Annotated in this window: 17 protein-coding genes and 1 pseudogene; 12 read left to right on the forward strand and 6 right to left on the reverse strand. The window is 63.5% G+C overall.

Features of this window, described 5'->3' with window-relative positions; translation table 11 throughout:
- Positions 1 to 130: 130 nt before the first annotated feature.
- Positions 131 to 409 (reverse strand): hypothetical protein, encoded by a 279-nt coding sequence (locus ACR64R_RS28625; protein WP_487359567.1) that lies wholly within the window; start codon positions 407 to 409, stop codon positions 131 to 133.
- 481 nt (positions 410 to 890) lie between these two features.
- Here ACR64R_RS28625 and ACR64R_RS28630 point away from each other — a divergent pair, with 481 nt between their 5' ends.
- Entirely contained in the window at positions 891 to 1172 is a 282-nt protein-coding gene (locus tag ACR64R_RS28630) for a hypothetical protein (protein WP_487359568.1), read from the forward strand.
- A gap of 135 nt (positions 1173 to 1307) precedes the next feature.
- Here the strand turns inward: ACR64R_RS28630 and ACR64R_RS28635 are convergent.
- A pseudogene (locus tag ACR64R_RS28635) lies at positions 1308 to 1451 on the reverse strand (transposase); the annotation flags it as partial.
- Positions 1452 to 2137: 686 nt separating this feature from the next.
- On the opposite strand from ACR64R_RS28635, the gene ACR64R_RS28640 reads away from it, so the two are divergent.
- From ACR64R_RS28640 to ACR64R_RS28675, 8 genes are all read left to right on the forward strand, one after another.
- Complete coding sequence (locus ACR64R_RS28640) at positions 2138 to 2464, forward strand: DUF736 domain-containing protein (RefSeq protein ID WP_027047842.1); 327 nt, start codon at positions 2138 to 2140, stop codon at positions 2462 to 2464.
- Positions 2465 to 2762: 298 nt separating this feature from the next.
- Entirely contained in the window at positions 2763 to 3044 is a 282-nt protein-coding gene (locus tag ACR64R_RS28645) for a helix-turn-helix transcriptional regulator (protein ID WP_487359569.1), read from the forward strand.
- Positions 3045 to 3061: 17 nt separating this feature from the next.
- A complete protein-coding gene (locus ACR64R_RS28650) occupies positions 3062 to 4117 on the forward strand; it encodes a replication initiator protein A (protein ID WP_487359570.1) in 1056 nt (351 codons plus the stop codon).
- A complete protein-coding gene (locus ACR64R_RS28655; RefSeq protein ID WP_487359571.1) occupies positions 4114 to 4605 on the forward strand; it encodes a DUF2840 domain-containing protein in 492 nt (163 codons plus the stop codon). Before ACR64R_RS28650 ends, ACR64R_RS28655 begins: the two co-directional genes overlap by 4 nt.
- Complete coding sequence (locus ACR64R_RS28660) at positions 4602 to 5147, forward strand: S26 family signal peptidase (RefSeq protein WP_487359572.1); 546 nt, start codon at positions 4602 to 4604, stop codon at positions 5145 to 5147. The genes ACR64R_RS28655 and ACR64R_RS28660 overlap by 4 nt, the downstream gene beginning before the upstream one ends.
- A 35-nt stretch (positions 5148 to 5182) precedes the next feature.
- Positions 5183 to 5509 carry a DUF736 domain-containing protein gene (locus ACR64R_RS28665; protein WP_487359573.1) on the forward strand — a complete coding sequence of 109 codons (327 nt, stop codon included), beginning with the start codon at positions 5183 to 5185 and terminating at the stop codon, positions 5507 to 5509.
- Positions 5509 to 6285, forward strand: a complete 777-nt coding sequence (locus ACR64R_RS28670; protein WP_487362572.1) for a lytic transglycosylase domain-containing protein — start codon at positions 5509 to 5511, stop codon at positions 6283 to 6285. Before ACR64R_RS28665 ends, ACR64R_RS28670 begins: the two co-directional genes overlap by 1 nt.
- A gap of 243 nt (positions 6286 to 6528) precedes the next feature.
- Complete coding sequence (locus ACR64R_RS28675; RefSeq protein WP_487359574.1) at positions 6529 to 8268, forward strand: relaxase/mobilization nuclease domain-containing protein; 1740 nt, start codon at positions 6529 to 6531, stop codon at positions 8266 to 8268.
- 237 nt (positions 8269 to 8505) lie between these two features.
- Here ACR64R_RS28675 and ACR64R_RS28680 read toward each other — a convergent pair whose 3' ends face one another.
- Positions 8506 to 9816, reverse strand: a complete 1311-nt coding sequence (locus ACR64R_RS28680) for a type II toxin-antitoxin system HipA family toxin (RefSeq protein WP_487359575.1) — start codon at positions 9814 to 9816, stop codon at positions 8506 to 8508.
- Complete coding sequence (locus ACR64R_RS28685; protein WP_487359576.1) at positions 9816 to 10070, reverse strand: helix-turn-helix domain-containing protein; 255 nt, start codon at positions 10068 to 10070, stop codon at positions 9816 to 9818. The genes ACR64R_RS28680 and ACR64R_RS28685 overlap by 1 nt, the downstream gene beginning before the upstream one ends.
- A 312-nt stretch (positions 10071 to 10382) precedes the next feature.
- Here ACR64R_RS28685 and ACR64R_RS28690 point away from each other — a divergent pair, with 312 nt between their 5' ends.
- On the forward strand, positions 10383 to 12362 hold the full coding sequence (locus ACR64R_RS28690) for a conjugal transfer protein TraG (RefSeq protein ID WP_487359577.1): 1980 nt from the start codon (positions 10383 to 10385) through the stop codon (positions 12360 to 12362).
- A 5-nt stretch (positions 12363 to 12367) separates the two neighbouring features.
- Positions 12368 to 12808: a CopG family transcriptional regulator gene (locus ACR64R_RS28695; RefSeq protein WP_487359578.1), complete on the forward strand. Its 441-nt coding sequence runs from the start codon at positions 12368 to 12370 to the stop codon at positions 12806 to 12808.
- Between the two features lie 90 nt (positions 12809 to 12898).
- Here ACR64R_RS28695 and ehuB read toward each other — a convergent pair whose 3' ends face one another.
- Together ehuB and ACR64R_RS28705 are read right to left on the reverse strand one after the other, a co-directional pair.
- Positions 12899 to 13771: an ectoine/hydroxyectoine ABC transporter substrate-binding protein EhuB gene (gene ehuB, locus ACR64R_RS28700; protein ID WP_487359579.1), complete on the reverse strand. Its 873-nt coding sequence runs from the start codon at positions 13769 to 13771 to the stop codon at positions 12899 to 12901.
- A 254-nt stretch (positions 13772 to 14025) separates the two neighbouring features.
- A complete protein-coding gene (locus tag ACR64R_RS28705) occupies positions 14026 to 14493 on the reverse strand; it encodes an Lrp/AsnC family transcriptional regulator (RefSeq protein WP_487359580.1) in 468 nt (155 codons plus the stop codon).
- A gap of 126 nt (positions 14494 to 14619) precedes the next feature.
- Between ACR64R_RS28705 and ACR64R_RS28710 the strand changes: the two genes are divergently transcribed.
- Positions 14620 to 17001 (forward strand): transketolase, encoded by a 2382-nt coding sequence (locus tag ACR64R_RS28710; protein ID WP_487359581.1) that lies wholly within the window; start codon positions 14620 to 14622, stop codon positions 16999 to 17001.
- Positions 17002 to 17018 lie beyond the last annotated feature (17 nt).

The raw sequence follows: 17018 nt of genomic DNA on the forward strand, positions 1-17018 counted from the left end.
GCGGCGACCTATTGAACCCACCACCTCTCAAAAGCTGACATTGCCGAGGTGCAGGCGCATGAGCTGATCTCGCTACTCGGCTATGATTGGGCGTCCTTGGCGCGAGAGGCAAAAGCAATAAGGGACAGTTTTAAGCCCCCCGAGAATGCGTCCTCGTAGCTTCTTCAAATTCAGGCGCAACGTTCACGCGCGGCAGCGCCTCTGCGGATAGATTGTCGCTACACCCCCGCTCAAGCTCGGTGGAGAGCTGCACAAGATCGGTCATGCCGCAACCGAACAAGATGAACACGCGGAGGGCTATCCGCTCTCGTTCTTCCTCGTCGACAATCTCGAATTTGGAGCAATGGTCCGAAATGGCCTTCGCCAGAATCGATAGCTGATCGGGATCTGCCAGACCGTAAGTCGACATGCTTGCCTCGTATTCGGGGCGAAAGCATGGTGTCCGCTTCCAAGCGTCCGCGTGCCTCTTTCCGGTACGGACGACCTGAAAATCATATGCGTGAAATGTGCCGGTTACGAGTCAATTTGACAGGACTGAAGTCCGATACCTTAAGGGAAAGAAAAACCCGTCGACCAGAAGCCGACGGGCTATCTTCCCTCAAACTTAGTTGTGCGTCCCTTTCCCCGGATGGTCCGCCCGAACCCAGGAAGCCCCGCACGACGCATTCCTAATGCAGTCCTGGCTGGAGGGCTGTAGCCCCCGGGCAACAGCAAGGGCGATTCACAAGACTGTATCGACCGCAAGCTGGCTCGGCGATGGCGCCGAGTTTCGGCCCGCGAAGGCGTGAATGATGTGAGGTTGCCTTTCGCAAGCGTGGTGACGTTGACTGGACGAACGCGGAACAATTTCCGCGCATCGCCGTTGGGGTGCCCTTACGGGGTATTCCACGATGCTTCTCGCCTTGGACGATGCGATCTCGACCGCTGTCTTGGCTGGCAGCGGCGAAGACGCGGAAATCTTCGGTGTGATCGATCTCACGAGCAAAGTCGAAACTCGGATCGGCCCCATCAGCTTGGGGCGCGCCATCCAGTTCGTGGCCAACGCGTCGGTGCTGGGCTACGATGTTCGTGGCGCGATGATTTTGTATGGGTTGCCAGGAACGCCGAGCCTGAGGAAGTGGGACTGCGACCGCTTGTGGGCGCAATATGGTGGCGCCTTGCTCCAAGCATAAGTCCCCGCCTCAGATTCATTCGCCCTGATAGTGGCCGGCCTCGTCGCGGCTTCGTGCTGATGGCCAGCGCTGGTAATCAACCGGGCCGCTGAGCAACCGCCGCGACCTTGGTCGTTCGCCTCGCCATCAACTGCACACCGCCATAGAACCGACCACGAGCAGTTGTCGCAGGTAGCGATTACCAGCCTTGGAGATGCTGCCAAGCCTCGCCTTGCCTCCGCTCGAATTCTGTTTTGGAACGAGCCAGATCCAGGCCGATAGACAGCGTCCCGACTTGAACGCATTCGGATCGGCGATGGTCGCGGGTCGGAAAGGGCATACGGGAGCTAATGCACGAAGCCGGTTGAAACCGCCCGATCAGGAAAACCCACTGGGGCCGTGCACTTCGAGTGCGAGCTTACGATCGGGACCTGAGCCGCGCGTATGGCATGGTAGCCAGCGGCACTGGAAAGGCCGCACCTACAGGTCGGATACATGGCCGCACCAACCAGCGACTGCAAAAGCCTCAAAAATCCCTTGCCATCTGAGAGCCGTCCATACAGGGCCCCTGACAGGACCCTCGCAGTGTGTCGTCGTATGCGCTTGGCACCTGATCGGCAGACGCATTGATATGGGGCAAGCCATTGTAGGCTGACGCCCAGGCGAACCAATCCGCTTTGTCTCTGAGCCCATCGGCGCCGCCATTGCCTCCCGCCCTCATTTCACGGAGCGCACCAACGACCTCTCGAACGGGCTGATCTGGCCGAAGGACGGCTGAAGCCTCGACCGCCTATGCCGCAATGGCGCGTCGCGCGTTTCTTCCCCTGGGCGAAGCCCATTCCTCGCGGAACCAAGAAACGCGCGCCTGCACCATCCTCCGCTTCGCTGCGGTCGCAAGCGATGCGGCGGCGATAGCCTCCGGCCCTTCGATCGCCATCGAGGTCGCATGGTGCGGGCTCGAGAAACGAAGAAAACGGAGACTGAAAATGGCTACCATCGGCACCTTCAAGAAGACCAACGCGAACGAGTTCACCGGCGAGATCGTCACCCTCAGCGTCCAGGCCAAGGGCGTGCGCATTGTCCCCGATACCCGGGCCAGCGGCGAGAATGCTCCAAGCCACCGGGTGGTGGTCGGCAAGGCCGAGATCGGTGCCGCCTGGTCCAAGCGCTCCAATGAGGGCCGCGACTATCTCGGGCTCAAGCTGGACGATCCGAGCTTCACCGCTCCGATCTACGCCAACCTCTTCGCCGACGAGGAAGGCGAGGGCCACAGCCTCATCTGGTCCCGCCCCAGCCGCCGCAACGGCGAGTGAAGCGGCAAACGCCTCGCCCGGTATCGGGCGAGGCGTCTTCTCCGGTGACCGCGCAGGTTGTTCGCCCGCCGGTGGCATTAACCGGGTCATCTCTTATAGGACGCCTTGCCTGAGGCGGGAGGCGCGACAACTGTCGATCGCGGCTGTCGCCAATTGCTGCGCGCGCCGGCGCAAATCCTGAAGGCCGATAGCAGTGCGAAATAGCGCCCCTCAATTGCGCACCTGATCACGGCGCCCTTGCTCCTCCATCCTGGCCATCGATCGCCGTTCAATCGCGACGGCCGCAAGGAGACACCCCATGAACGCCGATGCCGCGTCATTGCCGCCGCGCTACCTGCGCACTTCGGAAGCAGCGCATTTTCTCAGCCTCTCGGCGCGTACGCTGGAAAAACACCGCACCTACGGCACCGGGCCCGCCTATCGCAAACTCGGCGGCCGCGTCGTCTACGCTGTCGACGATCTCCAGGCCTGGGTCCAGCGCGGCGCGATGACATCGACGTCCGATCCGCATGGCTCGGTGAAGCCCGCCAAGCCGCAAGCTTCCCGCCTGATCGCCTATGCCGGGCGTGAGCGGCGCTGAAACCCGGATTCTCCCCTTTGTCTGCACGCACACGCCAACCGTCGGAGCGCGGACAGCTTGATCTGTTCCACGCGCTGCCCGGTGTCGTCGCGCCACGCGATGCGCAGGACCTCATGGCCTATCCCTTCTTTTCCCTCGCCAAATCCAGGCGCATCGCGCCGATCGACTTTCGCGCCGGCGATGTCGCGATCCGTGTCGAAGCGATACCAGACCACGGCATGGCGACGATCTGGGATGCCGATATCCTGATCTGGGCCGCAAGCCAGATCGTCAACGCGCGGGATGCCGGATTGCGCACGTCGCGCCTGATGGCTGCCACGCCGTACGAAATCCTTACCTTCGTCGGCCGCGGTGTCTCGAAGCGAGACTACCTGCGCCTCAAGGCGGCGCTCGATCGCCTGCAGTCGACAAGCGTCGTCACCTCCATTCGCCAGCCTGCGGAAGGCCGGCGCCATCGCTTCTCGTGGATCAATGAATGGCAGGAGCGTTTCGATCGAGACGGTCGCCCGCTCGGCGTCGAACTGATCCTGCCCGATTGGTTCTATCGCGCCGTCATGAATGACGCGCTGATCCTGACAATAGACCGGGCCTATTTCGGACTGACGGGCGGGCTGGATCGGTGGCTCTACCGGCTGGTGCGCAAGCATGCCGGGCGCCAGCGCGCTGGCTGGCGTTTCGACATCCGGCACCTGCATCAGAAGTCCGGCAGCCTCTCGCCGCTCAAGCGCTTCGCCTTCGAGCTGCGCGACATCGTGCGCCGCCAGCCTTTGCCGGGATATCTGCTGTTCACGGAGGTCGAAGCCACCGGCCGTGTGTTGCTCGCTTTCGAGCCGACGCCCGCTCCGGTTGACAGGATCGTGCCATCGGGAACCCGAGCTATCGTGCCATCGGGAACCGCATCCTCGTGCTTTCGGGAACCGCGATCGGCCTTAAGGAACGGGTCGGCAACGGTGAATCGCGCTCCTAACTTAGAGTCTAACTCTCAATCAAACATCTTTGCGCGCAGGTCGCGGACTGGCGGTGAGCAGCAGAAGCGGCAGTGTGTTGTCCGGCGCGCGGGAGACGACACATGATGTCGTCCACCCAATCGACGCCGCGTGGCGACCTCACGACGGTCGAACTGATCTGGACCGAGAAGCGGGTCGAGCATCGCATCCGCTTCGGACTTGCCGCCCATGAGACGATCATCGACAAGCGGCGCCGCGTCGTCGGATTTGCGCCGGGCAGTGTCTTTGCGTTCGTGCGCTGGGCGGCGAATGATTTTGGCACTGTCGTTTCGCGCATCGACATCGTGCGCGCGGTCTTGGCCGCTGAGGCCTATCAGACGCTGCCTTATATCCGGCCAGGCGGCGAGATCCTGCTCAAGATCGCAGGCTGGGACAAAGTAGAGCGGGTACTCCAACTGATCGATGCGATCGAGGCGAACGGCCTCGATCCGGCCGAAGCCGCACCGGACTATTGGCGTCAGACCCACAACCGCCTCATTGCCGGGGGAACGCCGCGTGCCTATTCGCTCGAGCAGCACCGGGCCTTCCTGTTGCGCAAGCGAGCAACGTCATGAGCCGCGCCGCTTGCATGGCCGCCGCATTTGCGGCCGTCGTCGCGACCGTCGCTCCGGCTGTCGTGGAGATGCCGCCGCTGCTGCTGTGGAACGCATCGGCCAGCGCGCCGCTTGGGCTCTATGCGATCAGGAAAATGGCCGTTCCAACGGCTGGCGCGCTCGCTGTCATCGAACCGCCGGAGACGGTCGCTCTCTTCGCCGCCACACGTGGCTACCTTCCGCTCCGCGTGCCGATGCTGAAACACATCGAGGGCCTTCCTGGGCAGCAAGTCTGCCGCCTCGGTCGCGTCATAACGGTGAACGGGCTCGCGGTGGGTGCTGCACTGGAGCGTGACCGCAAGGCGCGCGCCCTGCCTGACTGGCAGGGCTGCCGCATCATCGCCGCCGCCGAAATCTTCGTCATGAACCGGACGGTCGCGGACAGTCTCGACGGCCGCTATTTCGGCCCGTTCCCGGCGAGTTCGATCGTCGGCCGCGCGATGCCGCTTTGGACCGACGAGAAGGGCGATGGCCGCTACACCTGGCTCGCTCCGGCGAACTGAAATTCAGCCCAGCCAACAAGAGAAGGAGATAATCCATGGCCGAGATCGGCGTCTTTCACAAAACTGAATCTGGTTACTCCGGGCGCATTCGAACGCTGCTCGTCGATGCCGAGCTGATGCTCGTGCCGACCAAGACATCGGACGGCAAGGCGCCGGATTTTCGCATCCACATCGGCGACGGCAGCGGCCCCGAGGTCGGCGCGGCCTGGAAGGAAACCGGACAGACGGCTGGCGACTATCTGTCGTGCCGATTGGAAGATCCGCTTTTCGGCCGGCGCTTTCGTGCCGGTCTCTTCCGATCCGACGACGGCTCATGGTCGCTGCGCTGGATCCGGCCGAAACCGCGGCCGGAGCGTCCATGATGAGCGGACCATCGGTGCCGAAATCTACGCACGAACGCCGCTCCGTCGGTTGGCTCTCCGGTCGGCGAGAAGCACTTGGCCTTGTCGGTGGCATGCTGATCTTCTGTCACGCAATGACGGGGGCCGTCGCGCAATCCGCGCCGGCCTCGACCGGATCCGCGGATGATCCTTATGCCGCGCCTATTGCCGAGGCGTCGCAACGCTTCCGCGTTCCCGAACGCTGGATACGGGCAATCATGCACCTCGAAAGCGCCCGCGACCCGCGTGCCGTTTCGCGAAAGGGGGCGGTGGGCTTGATGCAGATCATGCCCGAAACCTGGGCTGAGCTGCGCCTTCGCCACCAACTCGGCCGCGATCCCTATGATCCGCGCGACAACATCCTTGCAGGCACCGCCTATCTTCGCCAATTGTATGATCGATACGGTTCACCGGGCTTTCTGGCTGCCTACAATGCGGGGCCAGGGCGTTACGAAGCCTCCCTCAAGGGCCGTCCGCTGCCGGCTGAGACCCGCGCCTATGTTGCGACGCTTCGCCCTTTCTGGAGCGGCGGTGATGCATCCGGCGCGCTCACCGCCAGTCATGCCAAGGCCGTCAGTTGGACGGCCGCGCCACTGTTCGTAATGCCGTCCGGGTCCATCGCCGCTTCCGCTCTTCCGTCCGGCGTAGCCCCTTCCGTCGAGGCCTCGTTGTCACCGTTGGGTCGCAAGCTTTTCGCGGCCAGTTCGCAGCCGCGCCAGCTGTTCACCGGGTCCGACGTCCGGACATCGCAGCGATGACGAAGTCTCCCTCAGGTCGCGCGCCGACGCCTATTCTGATGCCGCAGTCTATGAGGCGCGCAGAGCACAAGGCGACAACCGAGGCATGGCAAGATAAAAGCGCGCACATTGCGCGGCGGTCGGTTGGTTGTTTTTGCTTGGCTTTTGGCCGCTTTCCGCACATTGCAGCGATTGTAGACAATGTGCTGCGAACACGCAAAGCTCTGGATTCGCTGACCTTTTGGCAGTGTGTGGGCGTGTGCCGTGTCCGATGAGCGCGAGTTCCGCATCCGCCCGGGCCGCATACGCTCGACACGATCCCAATCGTCGCGGCCCTTCATCGCCCAGGTGCTCGCGGCAGCTCAGAAGGCTGGCGGCGGCGTGTCGCGAGCCGGAGGGATCGGGTCAGGCAAGCGCTCGCAGTTCGGGCGCGGCAGGGCAGCGAGCGTGCAGGCCAACCGTTTGCTTACCGGCCGCTCCCGCGTCGTCATGATCAAGACCCGCGTGGTTCGACATTCGAAGCGTGCCGCGCCGCTGGCGATCCACCTCAACTATCTGCGGCGCGAAGGCGTCACACGCGACGACGCGAAAGCCCGCATGTTCGGACCGCAAGTCGATGAGGCGTCGCCCCTGGACTTCGTCGCGCGCTGCAAGGACGACCGGCATCATTTCCGCTTCATCGTCTCGCCCGAGGACGCCGTCGAGATGGCCGACCTGAGAACCTTCACCCGTGATCTCATGGACCGCATGCAGAAGGATCTCGGCACGACGCTCGACTGGATCGCGGTCGATCACTGGAACACCGACAACCCGCATGTCCACGTCATCCTGCGCGGCCGGGCCGACGACGGACAGGACCTGGTGATCTCGCGCGACTATATCAGCCGTGGCATGCGCGATCGCGCCAGCGACTTCGTCACGCGGGAGCTCGGCCCACGCTCCGATCTCGAAATCCGCCGGCACGTCGAGCGTCAGGTCGAGGCTGAGCGATGGACCGGGCTCGACCGCCAGTTGCTCCGGGACGCGCGCGACAACGGTGTCATCGATCTCGCGCCGCATGCCGATCGCCAGCCTGATGAATTCATCGTGCTCAAAGTGGGGCGGCTGCGCAGACTGGAAACGCTCGGCCTTGCCGAGCAACTCGGTCCTGGCCAATGGATTGTCAGCGACAGAGCCGAGGCAACGCTGCGCGAGATGGGCGAGCGCGGGGATATCATCAAACGGATGCATCGCGCATTCTCGGTCCGCGATATCGAACGCACGAGCGCCAGCTATGTGCTGGCCGCGGAGAACGTGGAACAGCCGGTTATCGGCCGCCTGATCGAGCGCGGACTGGATGACGAACTCAAGGGCACCGCCTATGCCGTCATCGATGGCATCGACGGGCGTTGCCACCACGTCCGGCTCGCCGATCTCGAGGCGGCGGGCGACGGCGCGCCGGGCTCGATTGTCGAACTGCGCAAATTCGAGGACGCCCAGGGACGCCGGCGGCTGGCACTTGCCGTGCGGTCCGATCTCGACATTCACCGACAGGTCGTTGCGGAAGGGGCAACCTGGCTTGATCGCCAGGCGCTCGCCCGTCCCGCGGCGGCACTTTCGGATGGCGGCTTCGGGGCCGAGGTGCGCCAGGCCCTTGAGCGGCGCGCCGAGCACCTGGTCGGACTGGGGCTGGCGGAGCGACAGCCCAGCGGGACCGTCTTTGCCGGCAACCTGATCGGTACGCTGCGACAACGCGAACTCGGCGCGCTGGGAAGCAGGCTCGCAGCTGAAACCGGCCAGCCACTCAACCGTGCCGGTAAGGGCGAATTCGTGTCCGGCACCTACAGGCAGCGCTTTGCCCTTGCATCTGGCCGTTTCGCGATGATCGATGACGGCCTCGGCTTCCAGCTCGTACCCTGGACGCCTTCGTTGGAAAGGCATCTCGGCCAGCATGTCAGCGGCAGCACTCGCGGCGACGGCGGTGTCGATTGGAGCTTTGGCCGCAAGCGCGGTCTAGGTCTCTAGCAGCTGAAGGAACGGATACTGCCGCGTCCGCCACGAGAATCCTGTGGGAGCCGATTCTCACGATCGTTCTGAACGTGGTGGCGCCCGGCGAAAGGACCGAAGCTGCGGCAAGATATTCCGAAACATAGCGATCCGGTCGGTACCGAGAAGAGGCAGTCTTGGCCGCGCAGATGATGCGGATATGGGATGTGCGGTCGGCTAATCCTGAATTCCTGTCCGGCCGCCCTTTGTGCTTTATCAGCGTGTCTCGACCAGGAGTGTCGCGCGCCTGATTATCGCCGATCTGACCGACTCGACGAGCTGCGCGGGAAAGTGACGCGGCAACGAAGAAATCACAACCTCGGTCCGCGTCTCGGCATTCGCGGAGATGTCTTCGAAAATCCTGCGCATCAGGGAGGTCCCCACGCCGGCAAGGTCGGCGGTCTGGATGAAGTGGCGGGGCATAATGTCATGTACGGAATAGTGCCGGCTCTTGCCCGCAGACATCGCCAACCTGAATTTCTTGCGAGGGATCTGTCCGGCATCGAGGCTGGGCTGCGCGGTCAGCACGTCATAGAGGGGCGTCATCCGAAACCGCCCGCCGGGCCCGAGGAAAATACTGAAGTTCTTGGCGTGGCCGTCGGTCGCGCCAATGAGCCAGAACATTATGCAAGCGCGCAAAAACAGCGCTATGTCGTCTTCGGGTCTGTCACTGCCCTTGAGGAGCTCGATAATCGACGGCATGCCGGGACCGCCCTCTGACTGGTACTTGCGTGTTGGCGGGACCGACAGTGCTTGACACATATCCTCCTGGGGGAGGCGGATGAGGCGGCCGTCCCTGGCCCACAACCGGTCGAACCGCTCGACGATCAGCGTACGGCGCTCCCCGAAGTCGGCGATCTCGGTCCTGGCGGCGGGAACGCCGAACGCGTCGATCAGCTTGAGGCACAGATATTCGTTCTCAACGCTGTTGGAGAGATCGATGCCATTCGGCAACCTGCCGATCTGCGGTTTCAGGATGTGGGTGGTCGCCGCCGTGCCGACCGGCTTGTACCAGCGTCCGTCCTTGCGCAGCAGCGCCGTCTTTTCCTGGGCGCCGGCGATCGAAATGCGGAAATCCTCATCCTCGCCGAGGCCAAGTGGAGCGAAAGCGAGGTTCGCGATTATCCCGGCAATATCCTTTCTGCTGACCGGCTTGCCTTCGCTGCTGCCAGGAGTGCCGGGATCGACGCCATCAGGCAGGAATTGCAAAGCGCCGACGCAGTCATGGCCGAGGGCGGCAAGCATGCTGTAGGCGTCGGTGCCATCGGCGCCGACGCGTTCGGCGACACGCTTTCGGATGGCGTCATTGTCGGGAAGCAGGTTGTCGAAGACATTGACCACAGGCGCGCCGATATAGCGGTCCTCCCGCAAGGGGAGCGAAAGCGAGACAGGGAAGGTGCCGTGCCAGTCCAGCCATTCTCGGGCATATTGAAAGTCCACGGCGCCGGTGGATTGCTGGCGCAGCACGCCCACCAGCCTGCCGTTCACAAAGACATTGAGCGGCGCGTGAGCCGGTCGCCGCGCCATCAGAACAGGTCCGCGATCTCGGTGGCGCTGCTTTTGCTGCGCGGGCGAACGACGAGCTCAAGGTCGAGGGCCGCGAGTGCGGCCATCAACGTACTGAGCTGCACTGCCGGTTCGCCGGCTTCAAGGCGAGACACGGTGGCCTGACGCAGGTGGATCTGGCTGCCAAGAGTCTCTTGCGTGAGGTTGGCCTGCCTGCGGGCGCGACGCAGGATGGCGCCGAGTTGCTTTTCGTTACGAGCGATCTGGTCGGTCATGGTAGCCTCCAGAGTTCATATACGCGATCGCGTATTTATTGTCAATATACCCGAATGCGTATAAATATCTAGTATACGCAAATGCGTATGAAAGCCATATATACGCGATCGCGTATGATGCCTGCTAACCAGATTCTGAATCCAGGGCCTCAGCATTGCCCGGCTTGTGACGGCGCTCTCACTCGTGCCCCGCGCTATTGGATTGCCGATCCCCTGTCTTCCTTGCCGACAGCGCGACACGACGCGATTGGAGCAAGCCGGCTGTTGAATCTCGCATCAATCTTGCCGACCTCTCGGCACGAGGAGAGACCAATGTCGGGAACGAAAGTCCTTTGGGGTCAGATTCTCGTCGTCTTCCTGGTCGTGCTCCTCACGATCTGGGGGGCGACGCAGTGGTCAGCGTGGCAACTGGGCTATCAGGAGCGGCTGGGGGCGCCGTGGTTCGTCATCGGCGGCATGCCGATCTATTACCCGCCCACCATCTTCTGGTGGTGGTATTTCTACGATGCTTATGCGCCTGGCGTCTTTGCGCGCGGCGGCCTCATTGCCGCCTCGGGCGGCTTCATGGCGATCGCCGTGGCGATCGGCATGTCGCTCTGGCGTGCCCGCGAGGCGACGAAGGTCGAGACCTACGGCTCCGCCCGCTGGGCTGAAGGGCGCGAGGTGCAGGCGGCGGGTCTGCTCGCCTCGGACGGCGTCGTGCTGGGGCGGTACGGGACTCACTACCTGCGCCACGATGGACCCGAGCATGTGCTTTGCTTTGCCCCGACGCGTTCGGGAAAAGGTGTTGGTCTTGTCGTGCCGTCGCTGCTCACCTGGCCTGGCTCGGCCATCGTCCACGACATCAAGGGCGAGAACTGGCGGCTCACCGCCGGCTTCCGCGCCCGCCACGGCCGGGTGCTGCTGTTTGATCCGACCAATTCAAGATCGGACGCTTACAACCCTCTGCTCGAGGTTCGCCGCGGTGAACGGGAAGTCCGCGACGTGCAAAACATCGCCGACATTCTTGTCGACCCGGAAGGCTCGCTCGAGCGGCGCAATCATTGGGAAAAGACGAGCCACGCCCTTCTGGTCGGCGCGATCCTGCATGTGCTCTATGCAGAACCGGACAAGACCCTGGCCGGCGTCGCGGCATTCCTGTCCGATCCAAAGCGCCCGTTCGAATCGACCTTGGCAGCCATGATGACGACAGCGCATCTGGGGCAGGGCGGGCCTCATCCCGTCATCGCCAGCGCCGCGCGGGAACTGCTGAACAAGTCAGACAACGAACGCTCCGGCGTGCTCTCGACCGCGATGTCCTTCCTTGGGCTCTACCGCGATCCGGTCGTGGCCGAGGTAACCCGCGCCCGCGGCTGGCGCATCTCCGACCTGGTCGACGACCCTCGTCCGGCGACGCTCTTTCTCGTCGTTCCGCCCTCCGACATCAGTCGCACCAAGCCGCTGATCCGCCTCATCCTCAACCAGATCGGCCGCCGTCTGACGGAGGATTTGCAGGCGAGGGCTGATCGCCATCGACTGCTTCTGATGCTGGACGAGTTTCCTGCGCTCGGACGGCTCGACTTCTTCGAATCCGCGCTCGCCTTCATGGCCGGCTATGGACTCAAGAGCTTCCTGATCGCGCAGTCTCTCAATCAGATCGAGAAGGCATACGGACCGAACAATTCCATTCTGGACAACTGCCATGTGCGCGTCAGCTTCGCGACCAATGACGAGCGCACCGCCAGACGTGTCTCCGACGCCCTTGGCACGGCAACCGAGCTTAAGGCGATGAAGAATTATGCCGGTCACCGGCTCTCGCCATGGCTCGGTCATCTCATGGTTTCACGCTCGGAAACGGCGCGGCCATTGCTGACGCCCGGCGAAATCATGCAATTGGCGGCTGGCGACGAGATCGTCATGCTGGCGGGCACGCCGCCGATCCGGGCGAAGAAGGCGCGTTATTTTGAAGACCCGCGCTTTCGAGAGCGCATTCTGCCGCCTCCCGCGCCCAAGGCGCGAGCCGAGCCGAAGCCCGACGATTGGACGCAACTTCCGTTGCCGCCCCCGCCACTGGGGAGGGCAGCCGCGACCGCCGTGTCGAACACCCAGCAGGAATCGACCGACTCCGGGTTGCGGCGACAGCCCGAACTCGATCCGCCGGCCGAGGCGGAGCCGCCGCTCGTCAATGAATTCGAGATCGACGCGCCCGACGAGGCCGATGATCTCGCGGCGAGCAGCAGCCGGATGGCTGGCCTCCTGCGGGGCATAGCGAGACAAGTCGCCCTCGATCCGGACGACGGCATGGAGCTGTGACGGTCGTGAAGACAGCCAAGAAAAAGGTGCAGATCTCCGTCTATCTCGATCCCGCGGTGATGGCGGCGCTGCTTGACTATGCCGCCCGGCGCGATCGCTCGCAGTCGCTCATCGCTGAAGCGGCGATCGCCTCCTTTCTGTCTCCAGACGCCGACGCGCAAAGAGAGGCGGCCATCTCCAGGCGTCTCGACCGGATCGACCGCCGGATCGCGCGGCTCGAGCGCGATGTCGGCATCTCGATCGAAACGCTGGCGGTGTTCATCCGCTTCTGGCTCGCGACCACGCCTGCCTTGCCGGAACCGATGGCCCAGGCGGCGCGCGCCAAGGCAAGCGAGCGCTACGAGGCTTTCGTCGCCGCGCTAGGCAGGCGCCTGGCCAAGGGACCAGCCTTGCGGCAGGAAATCCCCGAAGACGTCGCGCCGCACAGCGATGCGGAACGACAGTGATCCCAGGGGCATGTCGCCGGACAGGGCCCCCGTCCGAGCTCGCGCCACGCCCTCTCTGCCGACGCAGCCAGCTTCTTTTGTTTATGCTGGTCAGTTGGCGGCTCCGCACAACTGCGACGTCGTCAATCCTGGCGGCACGTTTTCCGTGGGGCCAAATCCGTATCTCGCCATGATGGTGGCGATCGTGCCGTTCGACATCACCTTCGCCAGACCGTGATTGTAGAGGTCGCGCAGGTCGCCATCGTCCTTCCTGAACGCGATGGCGATGTAGCTGATCGACTTCTCGTCCGTCGTGAACGGGCTGGCGCGCTCCAGATCGGGGCTCTTGTTGCCGGCCAGCAGCCCGATCACCGTCGGGGAAGAAAAGACCGCGGCATCGATGCGCCCGGCGCGCAGCGCCGCGATGTTGGTCTCGATGTCGGGAAACTGCAGGATGCGGTCCTCCGGCACGCCCTCCGTGATGGCGTTCTTGATGACATTGCTGCCGCGGCCGCCGCCCATGATCGTGTCGGATTTCCTGGCAAGATCCGCATAGCTGTGGATCGCCTTGGGGTTGCCGGCAAGCACGATCGCCGCGTCGTCCGATCTCAGGTCGGGAGCGCCGAAGGCGACCTGCTGGCATCGCTCCGGGGTTATGGACAGGCCGGATGCGACGGCATCGAAACGCCCGGCCATCAGGCCCGGGATCAGGGCGCCGAACTCGGTGACCTCGAAGTCGACCTGCTTGACGCCGAGATCTGCGAAGGCAGCTCTCAGCAGATCCGGATGCCACCCGAGCAACTCGCCGGTTCCCTCCTTCTTGTAGCCCCATGGCGAGCGGTTATGGATGCCGATGACGATCCGCCCTTCCTTCAAGACGCGTTCCTTTGTCGTCTCCGCCGCGGCCGGCAGAACGGATCCAACAAGCGCGGCATAAGCGATGCAGGCCAGGCCAATGGCGGTCGATCGGGCTCGAAATTTCATCCGTGCGGTCCTCCCGTGAGATTGAGTTGCGCGCAGGCGTTCCACCTGAGCCGCTCAACGTTACGTTTGAAGACGGCAGGTCGTCAATATAGATGTACAAAATATAGACAAAATATTGCGCGTGCGATTTCGATGTTTCGCGACTTGCGGCACAAGGAGACACACCGTACGGAAATTGCGATTGGGTCGACGGGCTTCCCGAAAATCCTGCTTCGGGCGCCTTTCGCGATGGCCGTCGTGCAATACCCGGTCGGTCAGACCGGCAAGACTTCCGAGCGCTTGACCTGGCCGAGCGCGAAGCTGCTTTCGATCGAAGCGATGTTGTCCAGCCGCGTCAGCTTGTCCTTGATGAACCGCTCATAGGCCTCGAGGTCGCGCACCACGATGCGCATCAGGTAATCCCGCTGGCCTGTCATCAGATAGCAGTCGACAACTTCCGGCCAGCGCAGCACCGCCTGGGAGAAGCGGTCGAGATCGTCCTCGCGTTGCCTTTCAAGCTTGATCGACGCGAAGGCGCTGATCGGCAAGCCGAGCTTCTTCTGGTCGAGGACCACGGTGTAACCTTTGATGACGCCGGCGCTCTCCAGGAGCCTCACGCGCCGGGCGCAAGGTGAAGGCGAAAGACCGACGGCTTCAGCGAGGTCGTTCGTCGTCGCCTTGGCGTTCTTCTGCAGCGCCGCAATGATCTTCAGGTCGATGGCATCAAGCGCCGGACTTGGCACATTTCACTCCTCTGGAAGGAACTGTTGGCTGGATCAGCCAATATCATCGATCCGTTTGCGCAAGAATAGTCACTTTCGGGAAGCCGATGCCGCTATCGTCGAGACGCGATTTCACGGGAGCTGACGATGAAGATCCTTTCCGAGCTTGAGCGCAAGGTTCTGTGGCTGGCTGTCTGGATGATCCACCATGCCAATCATGTTCGCGGGTCGGAGGACGGCCTCAAGATCGGCGGGCACCAGGCCTCGTCGGCCTCCGCCTCGACCTTGATGACGGCGCTCTACTTCCAGATCCTGAGGCCTGAAGACCGCGTTGCCGTCAAGCCGCATGCCAGCCCGGTCTTTCATGCCATCCAGTATCTGTTCGGCAGGCAGACGCTCGAGCAGCTGCAGAATTTTCGCGGCTATCGCGGCGCGCAGTCCTATCCCTCCCGGACCAAGGATATCGACGATGTCGATTTCTCGACCGGGTCGGTGGGACTGGGCGTGGCGCAGACCCTGTTCTCCTCCCTGGTCCAGGACTATGTCAGGGCGAAAGGCTGGAACGCGGATCGGCCGGAGGGTCGGATGGTCGCCCTTCTCGGCGACGCCGAGATGGACGAAGGCAATATCTTCGAGGCGCTTCTCGAAGGCTGGAAGCACGGCCTGCGCAACACATGGTGGGTCGTCGACTACAACAGGCAGAGCCTCGATGCGGTGGTGCGCGAAGGCCTGTGGCAGCGCTTCGAGTCCATCTTTCGCAACTTCGGCTGGGACGTGGTCATCCTGAAGCATGGCACATTGCAACAGGCGGCCTTCCAGGAGGAAGGCGGCGAAATACTGCGGGCCTGGATCGATGCATGCCCCAATCAGCTCTATTCAGCCCTGACCTTCCAGGGCGGCGCTGCGTGGCGCCGGCGGCTTCTGGACGACCTCGGTGACCAGGGACCGGTCACCCGCCTGATCGAGAAGCGCAGCGACGAAGATCTCGCCGCCTTGATGGCAAACCTCGGCGGTCACGATCTGGCGACCATCGTCGATGCGTTCGAAGAAGCGCGCGGTCATGATCGCCCGACCTGTTTCATCGCCTATACGATCAAGGGCTTCGGTTTGCCGCTCGCCGGCCACAAAGACAATCACGCCGGATTGATGACGCCGGCGCAGGTCGAGGCGCTGCGCCAGGCCATGGGTGTCCGCGAGGGGCGTGAATGGGACATGTTCGAGGGCCTCGCATATGATGAGGCCGCGATCCGCGACTACCTCACATCGTCGCCTTTCGCCGCGGCAGCCCCGCGTCGCCACAAAGCCCCTGCCGTTCCGGTGCCAGCGCGGATTGCCTGCAACACGCAGGCAGCCATGTCGACACAACAGGGTTTAGGCCTTTTGATGCATGAAATCGCCAAGTCAGACAGTGATTTTGCCAAGCGTGTCGTCACCACGTCTCCGGACGTGACTGTCTCGACCAATCTCGGCGCCTGGGTAAACAGGCGGGGCCTGTTCGCGCGCGGCGACCAGGCGGACGTCTTTCGTGAAGAACGCATTCCCTCCACATTCAACTGGACGTTTGCGCCGTCCGGACAGCATTTCGAATTGGGTATCTCGGAGATGAACCTCTTCACGATGCTGTCGGCGCTGGGGCTGTCGCACTCCATTCACGGGGAGCGGCTGCTTCCGGTCGGGACGCTCTACGACCCTTTCATCGAGCGTGGTCTCGATGCGCTCAACTATGCCTGCTATCAGGACGCGCGCTTCATCCTGGCGGCCACGCCCTCAGGCGTGACGCTGGCGCCCGAGGGCGGAGCGCATCAATCGATCGCCACGCCGCTGATCGGCATGGCGCAGGACGGACTGGCGGCATTTGAACCGGCCTATGTCGACGAGCTGGCAATCATCCTGCGCTGGGCATTCGACTACATCCAGCGCACCGGTGAGGCCGAGCCCGACGACAACAGCTGGTTGCGCGATCAGACTGGAGGTTCGGTCTACCTCAGGCTCTCGACGCGGCCGATCGAGCAGCCGGCGCGCCAGATCCAGGATCCGCTGGCGCGCGACATCGTCGATGGCGCCTATTGGTTGCGCAAGCCCGGGCCGAATGCCGCGGTGGTGATCGCCTATTCGGGAGCTGTCGCGCCGGAGGCGGTGCAGTCCTTGGGGTTGATGGCGGGTGACCGGCGCGATGTCGGGCTTCTGGCCGTGACCTCGGCCGATCGGCTGCATGCCGGCTGGTCCGCGGCCGCGCGGGCGCGCCAGTATGGCGATCCACGCGCCACCAGCCATGTCGAGCGCCTGTTGGCTGGTCTGCCCACCTCATGCGCCATCGTCACGGTGCTGGACGGGCATCCCGCGACGCTCGCCTGGCTGGGTTCGGTCCATGGTCATCGCACGCGCGCCCTCGGCGTCGAGCATTTCGGCCAGACCGGCACGGTCGCGGATCTCTACCGTCATTACGGGATCGATGCGCAGGGTATCATGGCCGCGGTGCAATCGGTGTCGGCCGGCCGGCCGCTCAAGCACCTTGGCGCCGTCGCCTGATGGCCAGGCGGGACTGC

It is taken from the genome of Mesorhizobium sp. MC2-1-1 (assembly GCF_057597255.1).